The sequence below is a fragment of the Nostoc sp. genome, from assembly GCF_036919675.1.
In the GTDB taxonomy this organism is placed as follows: Bacteria; Cyanobacteriota; Cyanobacteriia; order Cyanobacteriales; family Nostocaceae; genus Nostoc.
This window is the reverse complement of the sequence record NZ_JBALCP010000137.1, coordinates 1-19,608: the sequence shown is the minus strand read 5'-3', so window position 1 is coordinate 19,608 and position 19,608 is coordinate 1. Positions and strand designations below refer to the sequence as shown.

Genomic DNA, 19,608 nt, shown 5'->3' with positions numbered 1-19,608 from the left:
GCAAACCTCAAAGGCAAACCAATTTATGTCTTTGCTTTTGCTAAGATTACCTATTGGCCTTTACTCGAAGCAAAGTATGGTTTTACCAATGTCAGAAAAGCCGTTGTTGGGTTGCATATATCTTGTAAGTTACGTTCATTAATAAAAAATGCTATATATGATTCATCGTAAAAACGACCTGAGTAAGAATCTTTTGTGCCAATTTCAGTGAATGGCTTACGAATATCTAGATGAGGTTGATGAATTTTTGCTAATAAGCAAGCTAATAGAAGCCTTATTCCAGCCTTATTTTGAGGATGTCTACATACAAATTCGACTTTATCAACAATTTCTGGAGCAATCATCATCGAATCGCCCGTTCTAATATATTCGGATGCTCTATCAAAAGCTGAGTTAAGAATCTCTGGAGGCATTAACATAATAGCTTTTTTAGACTTTTTGGACTTACTTTGAGATATTTGTACAGGTTGATATTCTAGGTCATAGTTTATCCAGAGAACTTCTGTACGTAATTTTTTAACAGAGTGACAATACTTTGATGGTGCTGGGATACGTCGCCAGTCACCATATAGTTTCTCCATCAGGGTACAGTCGTATCCTGAGATAGCAACTTTAGCACTGACATTATGAAGGACATGAGCTAGTTTATGGTGTTCTTCATCTGTCATCTCATAGCCATAAGCATTGCTGTCTCCACGGGAATCATGTGGATAGGGAGGATCACAGTAAAAGAGTGTTTCTTCGCTGTCATATCTTCGAATAACTTCAATTGCTGGGCAGTTTTCTATCTGAACCCGCTGAAATCTCTGAACTATTTTAGAAAGGTCATCTATACTCCCTAGCCATCTTGAGACAGCCCCAGCCATACCTGCACGACTTGTCAACAAACAATGTGCCCATCTACCGTAGCTTGCTGTCTGAGCTAATCCTGTTCTCACTTGCCTAGCTCGGATAAAAAACCGCCTAGCTCTCTCTAAATTAGATAATTCTTTAGTGGGTTGAGAAATGGCAAGTTCAAACTCACGTCTTGAAAAAGGAGTGAAAGTAATAGCCCTAATCAGTTCATTTTTCTCATCGCGTAGTACACGAAAAAAGTTGACTAGTTCGCCGTCAATATCATTGTAAGTTTCTACGGGTGATGGCTGTTTATTTATCAAAACCGCTGCTGAACCTCCAAAAGGCTCACAGTAGTGAGTAGTTGTTGACAAGAGCGGTAGAAGCCAGTCAAGATGACTATATTTCCCTCCATACCAACCGAATGCTATCAGCTTACTCATAAGTTTGCTATTTTACGTAACCCTCTAATTTAACACTAGGCAGTCGTAGCCGAATTTGTCGCAGGTACTGGTGGAGCAAAATCAGGCATCGCTTACCGGATTTCAATCTCCAGCTACAACTTACAAATTCCTCGGATGTTTGCAGTATTATTTTTCACAATCGGGTTGGGTGTACTGATTTTTGTCAGATTGAATGGCTTATCTGACTTTATATTAAGTAAGTGGCATGAAAGCGCTGTTAAAATTTAAAGAAATAGTTGCCCCTATGGGTTGATGAATCCCGGTAAAAGCAAGGTTCTTCAATTCCAAATTCAAAATTAGGAAACTACAAAAACACTATCAGAACTTTCTGTGTATATTTGTGTAACCTCCCTCCGAAAAGCTAGCTACTAGGCGTCTATAATTTGTGGTTTGATTTCAAAAACCGTGGGGATAACCCAAAATCCACCATTCCAAAATCACCCATGATTGAAATTGACGGTTCCTACGGAGAGGGAGGCGGACAAGTTCTTCGCACTTCCTTAAGTCTAGCGGCCATCACTGGCCAACCCATAAGGATTGCAGGCATTCGCGGTGGACGCAAAAAGCCAGGATTAGCACCACAACACTTAACGGCAGTTCGGGCTGCGGCAAGAATTTGTAATGCCCAACTACGGGGTGATGCTTTGGGTTCAATGCTGCTGGAATTCATCCCAGGTAGTGCTGTGCAAGCTGGAACTTATACCTTTGATGTTAGTAAAGCACAACAAGGTGGTTCTGCGGGTGCGATCGCTCTAGTTTTACAGACAATTCTTTTACCTTTGGCATTAGCATCTGGTAATTCTCAAGTAACACTAAAGGGTGGAACTCATGTGAACTTTAGCCCGACAGTGACGTACATTGAGCAAGTTTATTTGCCGATATTGCAACGCATGGGTGTAGAGGCAAAAGTCAAGTTAGGCGCTTGGGGGTGGTTTCCCCAAGGTGGGGGAGAGGTACAGTTGCAGGTGAATGGCGGTAGTCAACTAGGTGGGATCGACTTGTTGGAACGGGGAGAGTTACAACAGGTGCGGGGACTAGCAGTGGTGACGCAATTGCCTTCCCATATTCCCCAACGGATGGCGAATCGTGCCGAAAATTTGTTACGGGATGCCCATTTGAAAGTTAGTGTACACGCCTTGCGAGAAAGAGGTGTGGCACCTGGGGCGGGTATTTTTTTAACTGCTGAATATCAAAACAGTTTGAGTGGCTTTGGTGGGTTTGGGCGTTTGCGGTTGTCGGCGGAGACAGTTGCAGAGATTGCTTGTCAGCAACTGCTTGAGTTTCATCAAACTGGCGCAGCAGTAGATGAACATTTAGCAGATCAATTATTATTGGCAGCTGCTTTAGCGTCACAGGAAAGTCAGTACCGGGTGGCTGAGGTGAGTAGGCATTTGACGACAAATGCAGCGGTAATTGAACAGTTTGGGCTAGCGCAGATAACAGTAGATGAAGTTGAGAAAATAGTGTTTGTAAAGAGTTTGAGTAGATGAAAAAAGTGTTTATTACTTTAGTAGTGCTATATGGTAGAGGATTATAAATTATTACTCTATAAATCAAAATAAATCTTGTGATGCCTTCTAACTTCAACTAAAAACTGCAAGTTTGAGCAGACAACTTTGATAAAGATTTAAAGCTTATTTAAAAAGTCAAGTCATAAAAAACTTATGTCAGTGCAACATCATCAAGCTATTGAACTGTTTTATTCTTATGCTCATGAAGATGAAAAACTTCGTGACAAACTAGAAAAGCACCTCACTCTATTAGAGCGGGAAGGTGTAATTACAGGATGGCATGATCGCAAAATTGGAGCGGAAAAAGAATGGCAGAATGAGATAGACACTTACTTAAATTCATCTCAGATAATTTTGCTGCTTATAAGCCCAAATTTTATTGCTTCAGATTATTGCTGGGATGTTGAAGTCAAACGGGCAATGGAACGGCATGAAGCCAAAGAAGCCAGAGTTATCCCTGTAATTCTTGACTTTGTTGATTGGAAGAGCGCACCGTTTGCAAAGCTTCAAGCCCTGCCCAAAAACGCTAAACCTGTTAAGAAGTGGCGAAATCATGATAATGCATTTTTAAGCGTTGCTGAAGGTATCCGGTTAGTTGCAAAAGAATTGGCAGTAAATTCGTAAAATTTCACTGTTTAAACTTCATAATTTGGAGTAAGTAAAATATCAAAAACTTAAACAAAAAATGATCTGAAAAGAAAATAATAATTTTTTCATACTAATAGGTGCTGAAACCAATGCCGACTACTAAGGTTGTCAAAGTTTTTTATTGCTGCTCTGACTCTGCTCAAGATGAAGAAATGCGGCAAAAACTAGAGAATCACCTCAGCATTTTGAAGCGGCAAGGTGTGATCACCAATTGGGACAAAGGCATGATCAGCCCAGGTAAGGAATGGAAAAGTGAGATTGATACAAATTTAAAGACAGCGGATATAATTTTGGTGCTAATTAGTTCAGAATTTACTGCTTCAGATTACCACTGGGATGTTTTGGCTAAACAAGCTATGGAACAGCATAGAGCGAAAACATCTCATGTTATTACTATTCTGCTTCGTCCAGTTGATAATTATTGGAAGGTCGCATTTCCCAATGTCAAAGTTTTATCCAAGGGTGGAAGAGCCATCACTAAATGGAGACCCTATGATAATGCTTTTGAAAATATTGCTATAGGTATTCGAGAAGTAGCTGAGGAACTTACCGATTCTACCTTCTTTATTAAAAAAATTCTGCGTTGGATTAGGGCAATTGTGATACTTGTTGCAAAAGCTGCTGGAAACACTTTTATGTATGTGGCAAGAGCGACCTTTTCATATTTGTTTAGACCATCAAGGTCGCGTCGCCGGAATAGAGTCAGCAACATCGCTGTGAGACTAATTATTTTTCTTGTATTAGGTGGTATACTTCTACGCTTCATTTCTCAACCACCTGATATATTAGAGATCCCTTCATCAGCACCGAAACCAACTGTAAATTCAACAAAAACAGGAAATTCTACTGGCTGGATATGGATAGGTATGGTTAATAAGACCTCAGATAGTTTATCTGTTGGAAAAAAACTAGTTCTTCAACCATCAGATCCTAAACAATTTCCTCGTATTGAGCCTCCTGTCATTCCATCACCAGGAACAATCGTAACTGTTAAATATGAAGTTAATCTAATGAAGGAAAAATCTTTATCTGGAAAAACAATCGTTAAACTTAAAAAAGGAGAAAAGCTAGTTATCTTGAAAGTAGAACCTTTCTCAAAGGTTGCAAAAAATTCGCCTTACATTAAATGGAAAGCGCAAGTTCGCAAATGTAAATCAATTTGTAATAAATAGTACTAAGATAGGTGCAATCTATCTCAGCACTAACACTTTACCCCCATCTTCAATGAAAAAATAACGTCTAGTGTATTCAGCAAAATAAAAACTCCTTGCCCCATTCCCAAAAGTAGAAATGAGGCAAGGAGTTTTTATAAGCGGAGACAGAAAACTTTTGTTTATCTAGGAGCATTTACAATCCAACTTGTAAAGTTGCATTTGTTGCAATCATAAGCAACTGACCAATTTACAAGGTGACTGCAAGTGTCGTTGAGACTAAGTTAAGTCGTTACTGATACTTGCTAGTTACTTAACATAACTTAACAGTATTGAAGTAGCTGTTAAAAAACATGGTAATAAATTTATTAGTGACACCTATGAAATTGGAACGAAACCATGATTAATGAACAAGAAATAGAAAAACTGTGGCAAGCTTTCAAGGTATTAGATGTAGACGGCAACGGAGCGATCTCAACCGAGGAACTGGGGGAGGTAATGCGATCGCTTGGGCAAAATCCCACGGAAACGGGGCTGCGTGACTTGATCAAAGAGATTGATGTTGACTTGTCAGGCACTATCGACTTTGAAGAGTTTAAAACGCTGATGATAGCTAAGGTAGGCGATCGCCAAAGCCGCCTAAAGTTAGCCTTCAGTGCCTTTGATGAGAATGGTAGTGGTCAGATTACTGCCGTAGAATTGCGGACAGTGATGAGTCAATTTGGGCTGACAGACGCTGAGTTGAAAGAGATGTTACAGGAAGTAGATCATGATGGCGATGCCTCAATAGACTTTAATGAATTCTGTCAGCTAGTACCGGACGAGTCAGAGAGCAAAACTGGTTATCAAGACTCACCAATTATCAGCGGACAGTTTCTGCAAGAGACATACTACTTTGAGCCTAGCCTTGTGGATAAAGCTCCACTCTTCACCCCTGAAGAAGAAGAGTTTGCGCGAACCGGTATGTTTACAGAAACCGCTTAAATATTAGACATCTGGTGAAAAAGAATGTAGAGACGCGTTAGCGTAGCGGGGCAAAGCCCAGTACAATTTCGCGTTTTTACAAGGATTTTAGAATTTTGAATTGTTAACAAACTTTGGGGTTTAAGTCCCCTGCCTAATGACGGCAGCGCGTTTTGTGTCGGGGTCTAAATCCCCGTCACAAAAGGTAATTGCGAATTGCGAATTGCGAATTGGTTTAACTCTCCCTCTTCTCTTGCCGTTCTTTGAGTTTCAGCATGATCTCTGCGTGCATCTCGCGGGTAATTGGATAAAAATACGTTAAAACTAAGCCAAGAATCAAACAAACTGTAGGTATAGGGCCAACAGCAATGCGAATAGCAAACAGTGCCGATTCTGGTTGGATGGGTGATGGACTTCCGGCTACAGATTCTTTGAAACCGGCTACTTGCAAAGCATTTCCCACCAAAAACAGCCCGAAAGCTAAACCAAATTTTTGTAGCAAAACCATGAAGCCATAAAAAATGCCTTCTCTGCGTTGTCCGGTTTGGAGTTCATCTAATTCAATCACATCTGGAATCATCGACCAGGGAATCAGATAAGCTGTGGAGACACCAACACCCGCCATCACAGCCATCACATACATCAAAACTATTTGACCAGGTTGTAAGAAAAATAGTCCGGCAGCCGCTATTATCCATAAACTCATTCCCAGAAAATAAACAATTTTTTTGCCGATTTTTTTACTCAGTGCCCCCCAGACAAATAGCATCAGCAAGGCAGTTCCTTGCACTGCAATCAGCAGTGTGGGCACATCTGATTCTTTGAGACCCATACAATTGACTACAAAATAGGGAATAATGCTGGCTGTAATCTGCACACCTAGCCAAGAAAAAAGATATATACCAATAACAAATAAAAAAGGTCGATTGCTAAAGACAATTTTTAGCTGTTCCAAGAAGGAGAGAGATGCAGGTTCCTCGGCTAGGATGCGTTTGGACTCAAAAGCCAGGATGCGATCGCGGACTCCAAAAACGCACCAATATAATCCTAAAATCGCAATTACAGTACAAACTGCTGCTAAAACGAGATATCGTTGTTGGCGATCGGCAATCTGCGAAAAAACAATTTGCGCTAAAATCAATGACAGAATGCTACCACCAATGGAAAATGTAAAGCGAAAGCTGTTAAGGCTGGTGCGTTCGTCGTAATCTTGAGTTAGTTCTGGAGTCATCGCCGTATAAGGCAAATTCACAATTGTGTAAAAGGACTGAGATAGCACCCCAATCACTACGTAATACCAGAACATCGGCCAAATATTATCACTCTGATTTGCCCTAAATTGCGGTACAATCCACTGCAAAAAAAAGAAAATTCCAAAGGGAATTGCTCCATAAAACATCCAAGGAAGACGACGGCCCCAACGACGAGATTTCGTTTTATCACTCAGGAACCCGATAACCGGATCATTTACCCCATCCCAGATTTTGCCAATCATCAAAATACTGCCAGCTAAACCCGCACGGATACCAGCGACATTGGTAAAGAAAAACAGCAGATAAAAGACGGAGATATTTGCAGTAATTGCTGGGCCTAAATCTCCTGCACCGTAAGCCAGTTTTGTTTTAAAGTCGAGTTTTTCACTGAGAATATCTCGTTGGGCATCGCCATCAGCAGCAGAATCATTCATAAAACTTTGCACTCATACTAAAATAAAAAGTCTGCGATGCCGAATAGACCATCGTAGACATCGCCTTCAATACTAGCTATCTACCACTCCCCTTATACTTATGCCAGACCTTTATGTTTCTTGGTCAGATTATCACCAAAAAATTGAACAACTGGCTATTCAGATTTATCAATCCGGTTGGGAATTCAACCAGATTATCTGTCTTGCTAAAGGAGGACTACGAGTTGGAGATATTCTCTGCCGTATATACCAGCAGCCGCTGGCAATTTTAGCAACTTCATCTTACAGTGGCGCGCTTAAGCAAGGAAGAAGTGATTTAATTTTCTCCCGCCACTTAACGATGACTGCCGAAAACTTAGGTTCGCGCATTCTCCTAGTAGATGATTTGGTAGACTCTGGGATCACACTCCAACAGACTATACCTTGGTTGAAGCAAAATACTGATTTCCCGATTGAGGAAATTCGCACCGCTGTTCTTTGGTATAAAGCCTGTTCAGTTATAGCACCTGATTATTATGTTGATTATCTGCCTGACAACCCCTGGATTCATCAACCTTTTGAACACTACGAGCAGATGAACCCCGCAGAACTTGCGGCTAAGGTAAGTCAACTGTGTTGATTAATACCTACACAAAATTAATCTCACACTCACATTCCTTACAGCAGAATTCAAGTATTTGAACCACATCTGTCGTAGGGGCGCAAGGCCTTACGCCCCTACCGCGTCGTCTATTTACCTGAAAATAGCTGTAACGTCCAATTTTCCCCAAATGGCACGGTGAATCAGCACACTCTAGGAGAAGTTTACCTACCTTTAACAAGGGATTTTGCCCCTTGTCTTGAGATAGTGGCTAAATTTACGTCATGCTGTACTAGCACATTGGTAGCAATTTAGATTATAGCGATCGCTTCCGCTAGCACTGTCAATATCAACATTGGTTTTAAAACGAAAAATCCGTACTGGTATTATGAAAAACTTCCAAACTCTTCCCTGAGGAAGTTGCAGGGGCAGATCATTTGTCCTAATCTCTGTGATATGGGAATAAAGAGTGAGAATCCAGGGGTGAAAATGAATAAAAGGGTTTTATCCCCCATTTCTGACAAATAGTGCGATCGCTTTGCTCATAAGCTTTGTCCCGACTATGTTTCAGCCCTTTTTAACAGGGAAATATTTTCATGCAGTGTGAAACGCCTGAATCTAGATTTTATAAGACTTTGGCAATAGGAGTGATAAATCCGGATTTATACCCCCCTATTATAGCAGAGTATAAATCCTTTAATTAAAAAATGAGGAATCAGAATTCATTCTGATTCCTCATTTTTAATTTTTCGTGATAAAAGTTGAAGATATGTTAAGAAACTTGGGTCAACTGGGACAGGGAATGATGAGGCAATATTTCTTAGAGGCGAAGTAGTGGAATGACCAATGAGGAAGTGGAGCAAATATGTTTAGATGATATTTTGATCACTGAAGAGTTGTCCCATCGAGTCCCCAGAACTACTGACCTCAAAGAAGAGAACGATGCACTTCATACCCTAGTACGGCAACTAGTTGAGCAGCCTCAAGTTCTGCTCAAAAAGCTTGTAAAAATCACCACTAAACTGTGTCGGGCAGAATCAGCAGGTGTCAGCTTACTTGAGGTGAATCCCAGGGGGGAAAATATCTGCCGCTGGTATGCACTAGCCGGGATATTAGAAGCGTATGAACAAACTGCCACTCTTTACACCCGTAGTTACTGTGGCATCTGCCTAGAACGTCAAACCCCCCTGCTTTATTCTTATCCAGAACGGTATTTCACCTACTTGCAAGAGTTTAAGCCAACAATCGTCGAGTGCTTGGTGGTACCTTTATTGATTGCCGATCAATCGCTTGGCACGATTTGGATTGTATCCCACGATGAGCATCGGCATTTTGATGGAGAAGACTTGCGGCTGATGAAAAGCCTCGCAAATTTTACCGCCGCCGCTCTTTATAGTAGTAATGCCCGTCAAGCAGCGGAAGAATCTGCACGGCGTGAGCAAGCCGCTCGGGCCGTTAGCGAAGCGGCACAAAATGCAGCTGAACAAGCCAATCGTCTCAAAGATGAGTTCCTCGCTGTTCTATCTCACGAACTGCGTTCCCCCCTTAACCCGATTTTGGGTTGGGCAAAACTCCTGCAAACCCGCAAATTTGATGAAGCAAAGACGACTTATGCCTTAGCAACTATTGAGCGCAATGCCAAGTTGCAGTCTCAGCTGATGGAAGATTTACTGGATGTTTCCCGGATTCTTCAAAACAAACTCAGCTTAAAAATCTCCTCTGTTGATCTGTCCGCCGTCATTGAAGTAGCACTTGATACTGTGCGTTTAGCGGCTCAAGCCAAGTCAGTTAAACTCAAAACTATATTGGAACCGAATGTAGGCCAAGTTTTGGGCGATCCCAGTCGCTTGCAGCAAGTCGTCTGGAATTTGCTATCTAACGCCGTTAAGTTCACACCCTCCGAGGGTCAGGTGGAAATACGACTTGAGCGCGTGGGTACACAAGCGCAAATCCAAGTGAGTGACACGGGTAAGGGCATCAACCCAGAATTTATGCCTCATGTATTTGATTACTTCCGGCAAGCTGACAATACCACAACAAGAACCTTTGGCGGCTTGGGGCTTGGTCTAGCGATCGTTCGTCAAATCGTTGAACTGCACGGTGGAACAGTCCAAGCAGAAAGTGAGGGAGACGAGAAAGGTGCTACCTTTACTGTGTTGTTACCCATCAAAAGTGTCGAGCCTCAGACAACTGAAGACAAGGCTTTACCTGACGCTTCCCCTAATCTTCAGGGGGTAAATGTGCTGGTTGTGGACGATGAAGTTGACACCCGCGACCTAATAGTTTTCATCCTTCAACAGTGTGGTGCCTCTGTGCGTGCCTTCGCTTCAGCTTCGCAAGCACTAAACGCCTTAGCAGTTGAGAAGCCAGATATTCTCTTAAGTGATATTGGGATGCCAGAAATGGATGGCTATATGCTGATTCGGCAAATTCGATCGCTACCGCCTGAGCAAGGGGGAGAGATTCTAGCGATCGCACTGACAGCCTATGCTGGAGAGATTGACCAGCAACAAATTCTCCAAGCAGGATTTCAAAAACATTTAACTAAACCAATAGAACCAGGCAAATTAGCGATGGTAATTGCTAGCCTAGTTAAATAATAAATAATTATTCTCAGAAGTAGAGAGTACCAGTTGGCTACAAATTCCGATTTTAGAAACCAAAAAGATCAGTTATTGACTGAAGGCAAAGAAGCTCTGCTGGCTCGGATGGCGAACCGCATCCGGCAATCGCTGAACCTTCAAGAGATTTTGGATGCAACTGTGATCGAGTTGCGGACATTTTTGCAAACCGACCGGGCTAAGGTCTACCGCTTTGATCACGACGGACATGGGCAAGTGGTTGCGGAAGCGAGTGCCCCCAACCGTCTGCCTTCGTTGCTGGGATTACACTATCCAGCTGATGACATTCCGCCCCAAGCGCGGGCCTTGTTTATCAGAGCACGTACCCGCTCCATTGTCAATGTTAGCGAACAGCGGATTATCCTCAACTCGCTGCCGACTCCCAAAACGACGGCAACCGGGGACTTGACCGTTGAAGAAGTGCAAGAGCAACCCCTCGAAGATATTTTAAGCCGACCGGTAGACCCCTGCCATGTGGACTATCTCACCCAGATGGGTGTGCAATCTTCTCTGGTGGTGCCAATAATTTCTCAACAGCAACTCTGGGGACTGTTGATCTCTCATCATGCCGAACCCAGAGAAATTACATCTGAGGATTTGCAGGTCGTCCAAATGCTCGCTGACCAGGTTTCACTGGCAATTACCCAGGCGATTTTGCTGAGTCAGGTGCAGGAGCAGCAGCAGCGTGAAGCGATCGTCAATCAGATTGCCGCTCTGCTGCACGCCCCTCTGGCCCCTGAGCAGATTTTACATAACGTTTTGGAACAAGCAGTGAAAGCTTCTGGCAGTTCTGGAGGAAGGTTGTACCTCACTTCCTCGGATGAGGCTTTACCAGCCCATCTTTATACTTACGGAAATCAGCCGACCCTATCCGAGTTTGAGCAACCAGATTTACTAGAAAATCATCCCCTTTGGCAAGAAGTAGGGGTAGTTCCTGCTCCCATCGTCCCTGGCTTAATCCAACAGGATAAACCTGCCCAGCGAGTGGTAATTAATCTTCAGCAAGAACCGCGTCTGCACCAATTGATTGAATCCTTCCAGACCACACCGATTCGGGGTTTGATTGTTCAACCGTTGTATTATGGTAAAGAATTCCTGGGGTATCTGACGTTCTTTCGTGACCAAATCGGCACAAAAAATCTTTGGCCAGGCTCTGAGGAAGCCGATGAGCGCCAAGAGCGACCCCGCCAGTCAATGGCTCAATGGCAGGCGCTCAAACAAGATAAGGCTTTCCCCTGGAGCATCGAAGAGATGGAACTCATCCAGTCTTTGAATATTCACCTATCGCTAGCCGTGCTCCAAAACCGCCTCTACCAGCGCGAACGGCAGCAGCGTCTGGTCATTGAGATGCACAACGAAGCTCTCTCTCATGCCCGAGCTGCCGCCGAAGAGGTGAGTCGCCTCAAGAGCAACTTCTTGGCTTCTACCAGCCACGAACTGCGAACCCCTCTGGCCTCGACCTTAAATTACTTAAAGTTGCTCAAAGAACGCCTTTATGAAGACGAAGATGAGTTGCGCGAATATATCGACGGCGCTTACCAATCGACGCAAAATCTGGTAACCATCATTAACGATGTGCTTGACATTGCCAAGATTGAAGACGGACGCATAGCCTTAGATTTGGAGACAGTTTATCTGCAACAGCTTTTACAAGAGCAATGTTTCCTTTCAGGTGGCGAAAGCCGCTACAAGGCAATTCCTCTGACGCTTGACTGTGAAATTGAGACTGTTTTCGCTGACAAGATCAAAGTCCGCCAGGTGATGACGAACTTGCTGGATAACGCCTTCAAATTCACAGATGAGGGTCAAATCGATGTCCGGGCCGTCGTCGATAGGACTGGGACAATGGCTCAAATCTCGGTGTGCGACACGGGTATCGGCATTGAGATGGAAAACTCAGAGCAACTGTTTTCCCCATTTGTGCAAGCTGATGGTTCTGCCCAGCGCTCCTACGGGGGCACAGGCTTAGGGCTGACTATCTGCAAGCGATTGGTGGAACTGATGGGTGGTAATATCTGGCTTGAAAGCCCTGGGCTAGGGCAGGGAAACACGGTGACCTTTACCCTGCCTCTAAACAAACCGAGTCAGATCACAGGTGAGAGTCTTGAATATCCTACTGGTTGAAGATAATCAACTTCTAGCTAAGGGAACTGCTAAACTAATCGAACGCTTGGGGGGTCATCAGGTGTTTATTACTGCCGAACCAAAAGAGATATTCCGACAATGCGAAGCGGGGGCAATCCAACTGGTGATTATGGATATCAATTTGCCGGGAGCTAGGTGGCAAGGAGAAAAAGTCGATGGCTCTATGCTGTCGCGCTATTTGAAGGCACAGTGGAAACAGATACCAATTATCTTGGTGACTGCTTATACCATGCCCGCCGATCAACATCTCCTGTTGTCCCAATCTGGGGCCGACAGTTGCTATACCAAACCCATCACTGACTACGATGCTTTTTTGGACATGATTACTTTACTGGGTGAAAGGAGGAATTGAATCCCCATGTATAAGGTGGCGATTTTGGACGATGACGAACACTGGTGTCGGATCGTCCAACGTTTTCTCAAGGAAGAATATGCTGTATCAACCTACAAGTCCGTGTCTAGTTTCTTGTGGGAGTTAAACGAACTAAACCAGTACGATATCTTTCTGGTCGATTTTGTGCTGCCTACAGCTCGGCATGAGCTAAATACAGATGGCATGGAAATTGTTACCGCTCTCAAGCGCCGCTTGCCTCGTTCTCCTGTGGTCATCCTCGTTACGGCTTATATGAGCATGAATGAGTTAGAGGTGCATGGCAAACAAATGTGTCCAGAAGCAGACGGATTTTTTGCCAAAGATGCGGGACTAGAATTATTAGCTCACCAAATGAAGCAACTGCTCATACCAGGTAAAACTGAGGACAGTTAGAAAAAAGTACTTAGGATTTTTTGACTTTCGCTTCCCCTAAATTGAGCTAAAGAGGGTTTGAAAATAGCGATCGCATCACAGTGGATCAATCCAAAATTAAATAGATGACTTAGTAGATGCGATCGCACTCCAACAGACTATACCTTGGCTCAAGCAAAATAGTGATTTCCCTATTGAGCAAATTCGCATCGCCGTTATTTGGTGTAAAGCCTGTTCAGTTATAGCACCTGATTATTACGTCGATTACTTGGCTGACAACCCATGTATTCACCAACCCTTTGAACACTACGAGCAGATGAACCTCGCAGAATTTGCGGCTAAGGTCAGTCAATTGTGTTAAAAAATACATAGACTCATATTCACCAGCTTCTAGCTGTTCTTCGCTTTTGCTAAAGTACACATTGCAACCTCTGAACAGTCTGTGTTCTGTTTCAGGATTATCATTTGCCTTTGAGATTTACTCTTGTTTTTCGGGCGTGAGTAGGTACCGTCTTGAATATCAAGTGCTGAGGAAAGGGATAGCTTTCTACTCATGTCGAAATGCACCCCATTGGTTTAACGTTCTAGTGCGACCAAACGAAAAACTAACCATGATCACTACAGGATCTGGAACTGAGAAATGTATAAGCTGTTCCACATTTAACTTGCATAATTGGGGTGGGCATTTTGCTCACCCCACAAGAGTTATGTTTAATTCGGTTATGCAAATTAAATGTTTTTCAACTTAGAACTTGTCAGAATGATATTGTTGGATTCGTCTGAAGGTGTGAGAGATTTGATAAAACGTACTAAAGATGATGTCAGTAACGAGGTCAACTGGAATGAAGCTTCGATTTCAACTTGGAGAAGAGAGTTTCATGTGATATTACCTGAAGTTGATTTTATTGATGAGCAGGTAAAAGAATCTTCTGAATCAGATAACTCTTTTGCTGAAGTTCGAGATTTACTTGACTCTTCAGAAGAGGACGAAGAGGAATCTGATGAAATTGAAGATGATGAGGATATTTTTAAAGAAACTGAGGAAGTAAAAGACTAAATGTAGTGACCTGCAATACTAATAGCTAAAATTAGTTAGGTTTTTGATATTTCCCCAAACTTAGGACTCCACCAGCCTTTTTGCGTACTGAAATAAGCCACATCTTTATGTTTAGTATCCTTACGCGATTGTGGGTCACAACATCGCAACATTGTCTTACTCTGACCCTCTTTGGTATAACTGTACTTTTCTAGAGGTTTCTTACATACTGGGCAGGGATATACCGTCATCTTCACGGAAGGCTTTTGTTGATTCTCAGCTTGGACTGATTTAGTTTGTGGTGCCTGCCAAGTTTTGTTAAAGTCGCTCCAAAATAGCACGACATTTTCACAGCCTTTTGTGCATTTGAGGAAATATTTCTTTTTAACTTTACTACTGGGAATTTTGGCGAGAAAATTTTTGCATTCAGGGCATCGAGTCTTGGAAGTTTCATATTGACGCTCGCTTATCCCATAAACTTTACCTATTGAGGAACTCGCAACTACAGTTTTAGCTTTGGAGAGCGCTGGTACAAAATAATCCTGATTCCAACTAGTTAAATAATGCTGCCAAAAGTGTTTTCCTTCGGAAATTGCATCAAGAGCATCCTCCATTTTCGCTGTGAATTCCGCCTCTAATAAATCCGGCAGTGCTTTGAGCAAAAACGCATCAACTTCTAACCCTAACGCTGTCGGTTGAAGATGGTCTTTTTTCAACTCGACATAATTTCGTTTTTTTAAGGTAGCAACAGTAGGAGCATAGGTACTTGGGCGACCAATTCCTTTACGTTCCATCAATTGCACTAATTTTGGTTCACTATAACGGGGTGGTGGCTGCGTCTGCTTCTGCTCATGTCCAGCATTCTCCAGTTTCAATACTTGTCCCTGTTGTAATGAAGGTAAAACACTATCCTTGCTGAGATTATTCCAGTATCGAGCATAACCGTAAAATTCTATCACTTGCCCTGTGGCTGACCACAGTAGAGAACCAGACTGAGTAATCACCTGAGTTTTACGCAATTGGGCAGCACGACACTGAGAAGCAATTGACCGTTTCCAGATCATCACATACAGATTAAACTGATCATCAGGAAGTTCAGAGCGCAATTGAACTGAGGGACGAAACACATCCGTTGGACGAATCGCCTCATGTGCTTCTTGAGCCGATTTGCTACTGCGATGTTTGGCAACTTGCTGCGGTACATTCTGCGGATCATTTTGCTCTAACCATTTACGGGCGCTGGCACAAAATTCAGGACTCAGCATCACTGAGTCTGTTCGCATATATGTGATAAGCCCAACCTCATAAAGCTTTTGGGCAACAAGCATGGTTTTGTCGGGAGCAAACCTCAGCTTTGAACCAGCTGCTTGCTGAAGGCTGGAAGTTGTAAATGGTGGAGGTGGCTGACGGTTAACGATTTTTCCTTCAAAATAAATCACCTGATGAGGATGTCGCCGTGCTTCTTCAACTAAACGTGTTGCCTCTGCTTCCGAAAGAACACGCTTAGACTCCGGTGTTTCTGTACTATTACCTACCTTTGCGTCATCGTGAGTTTCAGTTTCTTGGTCTGCTGCATCTGTTGCAGAATTGACTGTCCCTTTGTAAAAAGCCCAGAATCCTTCAGCATAATCTACCCAAACACTCCAGTAATCTTGGGGGACAAAAGCCAGAATTTCGTTTTCTCGCTGACAAATTAGGTGCAACGTCGCGCTTTGGACTCTGCCAACACTCTTAGCGCCGTTATTTAATGCCCAAACTAAAGGGCTACCCTTATAACCCACCAACTTATCTAGGCAATCTCGGCACAGCCCAGCACCGATCAAATTTTGGTCTAGCTTTCTGGGATTAGCGATCGCACTCTGCACCGCAGATGCTGTAATCTCAGTATAAATTACTCGTTTCGGTTCCCTTAAACCCAGCGTTTCTTTCAGATGCCAAGCGATAGTTTCGCCTTCCCGGTCTGGGTCGGTTGCTAAGACAACTTCATCAACCTGCCTCACCGCAGACTTGAGCTTCTGGATTGTTTCTTTCGCTCGTTGGTCACGCGGGACGTAATTGCACCGGACATTATTGCCGTCCATGACGAAGCCCAAGGAATCGTCCCCTTCATTGCTGAGTTCTCGGATGTGACCACAACTAGCTAGAACTTTCCAATCTGCACCCAGAATTTGACTGAGTTTTTTGACTTTTCCGGGAGACTCGACCACAAGCAGGCGTTTGATCATAGCAACTGCGTTCTTGATTCTGAGCAATAAACTGGCAATTGCAATGAGCGATCGCCTATTCTCGTCATGGGGATTTTCTAGAATACTGTACCAAAAAGCTTTGGAAATTGCTCAACTCAGTTTAAAGGTAAATCATCCCAATGCGATGCCTGATTGTGCGATCGCTGTTGCAACTGGCTCAACTACTATGATTTTAGCCTCAACAAGCTAGTTCAACAGGGGAAAATCTGTAGCAAGATCCCGCAGGGTGTGCCGACTACCCTTCGGTAACGCCTAAAAGCGAATCGACGACCAAAACTTTCTAAGAAAGAGGACACAAAAGAATGCAACTCTGTGTTTCTTGTACTTTCCAGAGAAAGATAGAAGTTACAATCTAAGTCATGAAGCCAATGCCTATAGGACTAAATGACTATGCGAATTAAGGAAATTTCTATCAGTGGCTTATTTGGAATTTTTGACCATGTGATTCCATTGAATATAGATGAACGAATCACCATCATTCATGGCCCAAATGGTTTTGGAAAAACAGCGATGTTAAGAATTTTGAATAGTTTTTTTAACACTCGATACGCAGAATTGAGAACTATCCCATTTAGAAAATTTATAGTTGAATTTGATGACAATACTAGTATTGAAATAATCAAAAATTCTGATATTACAGAAGAATTAGAAAATAAAAATATTGTTTTTAACTTTTATAAACCTGATTCAATGCCAGCTTCTTTTTCTTTAAAGGGAATAAATATTCGTTCTGATAGAGACATTTTCATTAGTTCTGCTTCTGAGGATGTAATATCAGTAAGAGAACAAACATATCCTGTAGGAACTCTTTCTTTTGAAGACTATGTAGAGATTTTAGATAATTTTTCATTCTCAAACTTGAAGTCACAAGAAGAGCCGGATTGGCTAGAAAAATTGAAAAGCAATATTCATATTCGCCTCATTGAATCACAACGTTTGCTTAATTTTGTTCCTAACCGTTCTTCCAGACGGTCTGCTGAAACACCTTCAATGTTGTCAACTGTGTCTGCCTATTCTGATGAACTTGCTAAACTGATGCAAGATAAATTTAAGGAATACGGTACAACATCTCAATTTCTTGACAGAACTTTTCCACTTAGGGTAGTTAAGCAACACCCATCCACAGATTTAACAGATGAACAACTTCGTTATCAACTAAACGAACTTGAAGCGACTCGCTCTCGTCTCATAGAAGTAGGTCTTTTGGATAAAGATGAAGATGCAGAATTTCAAATTCAGCCTCAAGATATAGATGAAAGCACCAAAAATGCTTTATCGGTATATGTTCAAGATGTGGAAAAGAAGCTAAATGTTTTTGCTGAAATTGCAAGCAAAATTGATTTATTAAGGAAAATTATTAATAATAAATTTACCTATTCATACAAAGAGATAAACTTTAGTAAAGAAAAGGGATTTGTTGTTGCAACAAGTTATGACTCTTCATTATCTAATTCAAGAACTCTTTTACCAACAGATTTGTCATCTGGGGAGCAACATGAGTTAGTTCTTCTATATGAACTATTATTTAAAGTTCAACCTAATTCTCTAGTTTTAATTGATGAGCCGGAATTATCTCTTCATGTAGGATGGCAGGTTGAGTTTTTAAAGGACTTGCAAGACATTACACAGCTTGCAGATTTAAATATACTAATGGCTACTCATTCACCAGATATAATTCAAGATCGCTGGGACTTGACGGTTGAACTGAAAGGGCCACACAAGTGAGAGATTTTCTGACAGTTGACCGTGTTGCTAACAAAATTAGATTACGACGAAGCACATATACTGGAACTTTTTTATTAGTGGAAGGAAGTTCTGATAAAACTTTCTATAAGCGATTTGTTGACCAATTAGTTTGTGAGTTAATCGAAACATCGGGTAAGCAGCGTGCTATTGAAATTTTAAAAATTTTGGAGCAATCAAATTTTCAGGGAATTTTAGCAATTGTTGATGCAGATTTTGATCGCTTTGAAACTTTGTTATACACCAGTTATAATCTGCTTCGCACCGACAGCCATGACCTTGAAACTATGCTAATTAACTCACCAGCATTTAACAAAGTACTCGCTGAGTTTGGTTCTGAAGAGAAAATTGCCCAGTTTAATCGAGACGTAAGATTAGTTTTAGTTGAAAATGGGATGTCGATAGGTTATTTGCTGAATACGACCAGGCACGGGATTATTATCAACAAGCCCTGGAAATCAATATCGAATTTGGCGATCGCTATTCCTGTGCTAGCACTTACCACAACTTGGGAATCGTTGCCCAAGAGTTGCGGGAATACGACCAGGCACGGGATTATTATCAACAAGCCCTGGAAATATATATCGAATTTGGCGATCGCTATTCCTGTGCTAGCACTTACGGACAATTAGGATTGCTTGCACAAGCAGAGGAAAACTACGCAGAAGCTAGGACTAATTTGCAATCCGTTCGATAGCTTCTAAAATATCGCGCAACTTTTCACTATTATTCCTCACAACGGAACTGCCTCATTTAATACTCGCTCTCGAATGCGCGATCGCAATCCCTTCTCTGTGACGACATCGACTTCACAACCAAGTATTTCTTGTAACTCCATCAATAATCCACCCAAATCAAAAAGGCTACGTCCTGTCTCCATTTCAACTAAAAAATCAACATCGCTGTTAACATCAGCTTCACGACGGGCTACTGAGCCAAAAATTCTGATATTATATGCTCCGTATTTTGCCGCAATTTGCAAAATTTCTTCCCGTTTGGCTGCCAATATTTCATAGATATTCATAACTCAATACAAATATGTAAGCAAATTATAAATGCGATCGCCTGTAGTTGATTACAAGTGGAGTGCGATCGCGCAGCTTAACCAAGTTATTTCCCCGGTGGTAAAGTTCCCCTGTCACCTGCATCGGTAGCAGCAATTCTCATTATGAGAATAATTATCACTATGATTAGCAACTATGCAAAATTTCCAGTTAAAGATATGGTTTTTGTA

At 42.2% G+C, this 19,608-nt stretch carries 16 protein-coding genes and 3 pseudogenes; 15 read left to right on the top strand and 4 right to left on the bottom strand.

All coding sequences use genetic code 11. The annotated features are described in order from the left end of the window. Nucleotides 1–50: 50 nt before the first annotated feature. A complete protein-coding gene (locus tag V7K49_RS33250) occupies nt 51–1,277 on the bottom strand; it encodes a DNA adenine methylase (RefSeq protein ID WP_335209467.1) in 1,227 nt (408 codons plus the stop codon). Between the two features lie 464 nt (nt 1,278–1,741). Here V7K49_RS33250 and rtcA point away from each other — a divergent pair, with 464 nt between their 5' ends. From rtcA to V7K49_RS33230, 4 genes are all read left to right on the top strand, one after another. Beyond that, complete coding sequence (gene rtcA, locus V7K49_RS33245) at nt 1,742–2,788, top strand: RNA 3'-terminal phosphate cyclase (RefSeq protein ID WP_335209465.1); 1,047 nt, start codon at nt 1,742–1,744, stop codon at nt 2,786–2,788. A gap of 174 nt (nt 2,789–2,962) precedes the next feature. Further along, nucleotides 2,963–3,433, top strand: a complete 471-nt coding sequence (locus V7K49_RS33240; RefSeq protein ID WP_335209464.1) for a toll/interleukin-1 receptor domain-containing protein — start codon at nt 2,963–2,965, stop codon at nt 3,431–3,433. Between the two features lie 113 nt (nt 3,434–3,546). Continuing rightward, nucleotides 3,547–4,629 carry a toll/interleukin-1 receptor domain-containing protein gene (locus V7K49_RS33235; protein WP_335209463.1) on the top strand — a complete coding sequence of 361 codons (1,083 nt, stop codon included), beginning with the start codon at nt 3,547–3,549 and terminating at the stop codon, nt 4,627–4,629. Nucleotides 4,630–5,007: 378 nt separating this feature from the next. Further along, a complete protein-coding gene (locus V7K49_RS33230; protein WP_335209462.1) occupies nt 5,008–5,592 on the top strand; it encodes an EF-hand domain-containing protein in 585 nt (194 codons plus the stop codon). A gap of 214 nt (nt 5,593–5,806) precedes the next feature. On the opposite strand, the gene V7K49_RS33225 is transcribed toward V7K49_RS33230, so the two are convergent. After that, entirely contained in the window at nt 5,807–7,258 is a 1,452-nt protein-coding gene (locus V7K49_RS33225) for an MFS transporter (protein ID WP_335209461.1), read from the bottom strand. Nucleotides 7,259–7,358: 100 nt separating this feature from the next. Here V7K49_RS33225 and V7K49_RS33220 point away from each other — a divergent pair, with 100 nt between their 5' ends. The 7 genes and pseudogenes from V7K49_RS33220 to V7K49_RS33190 all read left to right on the top strand — a co-directional run bounded on the left by V7K49_RS33220 (nt 7,359) and on the right by V7K49_RS33190 (nt 14,406). Then, the gene (locus V7K49_RS33220) at nt 7,359–7,877 is read left to right on the top strand and encodes a phosphoribosyltransferase (protein ID WP_334869979.1); all 519 of its coding nucleotides are present in this window, start codon (nt 7,359–7,361) and stop codon (nt 7,875–7,877) included. A gap of 800 nt (nt 7,878–8,677) precedes the next feature. Then, on the top strand, nt 8,678–10,438 hold the full coding sequence (locus V7K49_RS33215; protein WP_335209460.1) for a hybrid sensor histidine kinase/response regulator: 1,761 nt from the start codon (nt 8,678–8,680) through the stop codon (nt 10,436–10,438). Between the two features lie 33 nt (nt 10,439–10,471). Further along, on the top strand, nt 10,472–12,583 hold the full coding sequence (locus tag V7K49_RS33210) for a sensor histidine kinase (protein ID WP_335209459.1): 2,112 nt from the start codon (nt 10,472–10,474) through the stop codon (nt 12,581–12,583). Further along, nucleotides 12,555–12,956, top strand: a complete 402-nt coding sequence (locus tag V7K49_RS33205; protein WP_334869985.1) for a response regulator — start codon at nt 12,555–12,557, stop codon at nt 12,954–12,956. The genes V7K49_RS33210 and V7K49_RS33205 overlap by 29 nt, the downstream gene beginning before the upstream one ends. Nucleotides 12,957–12,962: 6 nt before the next feature. Next, nucleotides 12,963–13,370: a response regulator gene (locus V7K49_RS33200; protein WP_335209458.1), complete on the top strand. Its 408-nt coding sequence runs from the start codon at nt 12,963–12,965 to the stop codon at nt 13,368–13,370. A gap of 100 nt (nt 13,371–13,470) precedes the next feature. Continuing rightward, nucleotides 13,471–13,710, top strand: a pseudogene (locus tag V7K49_RS33195) (phosphoribosyltransferase); the annotation flags it as partial. 408 nt (nt 13,711–14,118) lie between these two features. Further along, nucleotides 14,119–14,406, top strand: a complete 288-nt coding sequence (locus V7K49_RS33190; RefSeq protein ID WP_335209457.1) for a hypothetical protein — start codon at nt 14,119–14,121, stop codon at nt 14,404–14,406. Nucleotides 14,407–14,441: 35 nt separating this feature from the next. On the opposite strand, the gene topA is transcribed toward V7K49_RS33190, so the two are convergent. Further along, nucleotides 14,442–16,610 carry a type I DNA topoisomerase gene (gene topA, locus V7K49_RS33185; RefSeq protein ID WP_335209455.1) on the bottom strand — a complete coding sequence of 723 codons (2,169 nt, stop codon included), beginning with the start codon at nt 16,608–16,610 and terminating at the stop codon, nt 14,442–14,444. A gap of 13 nt (nt 16,611–16,623) precedes the next feature. Here topA and V7K49_RS33180 point away from each other — a divergent pair, with 13 nt between their 5' ends. The 4 genes and pseudogenes from V7K49_RS33180 to V7K49_RS33165 all read left to right on the top strand — a co-directional run. Further along, nucleotides 16,624–16,821 (top strand): hypothetical protein, encoded by a 198-nt coding sequence (locus tag V7K49_RS33180; RefSeq protein WP_335209453.1) that lies wholly within the window; start codon nt 16,624–16,626, stop codon nt 16,819–16,821. Between the two features lie 200 nt (nt 16,822–17,021). Then, nucleotides 17,022–18,356: an AAA family ATPase gene (locus V7K49_RS33175; protein WP_335209452.1), complete on the top strand. Its 1,335-nt coding sequence runs from the start codon at nt 17,022–17,024 to the stop codon at nt 18,354–18,356. Beyond that, nucleotides 18,353–18,706 (top strand): annotated as a pseudogene (locus tag V7K49_RS33170) (DUF4435 domain-containing protein); the annotation flags it as partial. The gene V7K49_RS33175 and the pseudogene V7K49_RS33170, both read left to right, overlap by 4 nt. Nucleotides 18,707–18,789: 83 nt before the next feature. Next, nucleotides 18,790–19,059 (top strand): annotated as a pseudogene (locus tag V7K49_RS33165) (tetratricopeptide repeat protein); the annotation flags it as partial. A gap of 48 nt (nt 19,060–19,107) precedes the next feature. Here V7K49_RS33165 and V7K49_RS33160 read toward each other — a convergent pair. Beyond that, the gene (locus V7K49_RS33160; RefSeq protein ID WP_334869313.1) at nt 19,108–19,398 is read right to left on the bottom strand and encodes a nucleotidyltransferase family protein; all 291 of its coding nucleotides are present in this window, start codon (nt 19,396–19,398) and stop codon (nt 19,108–19,110) included. Nucleotides 19,399–19,608: the final 210 nt, after the last annotated feature.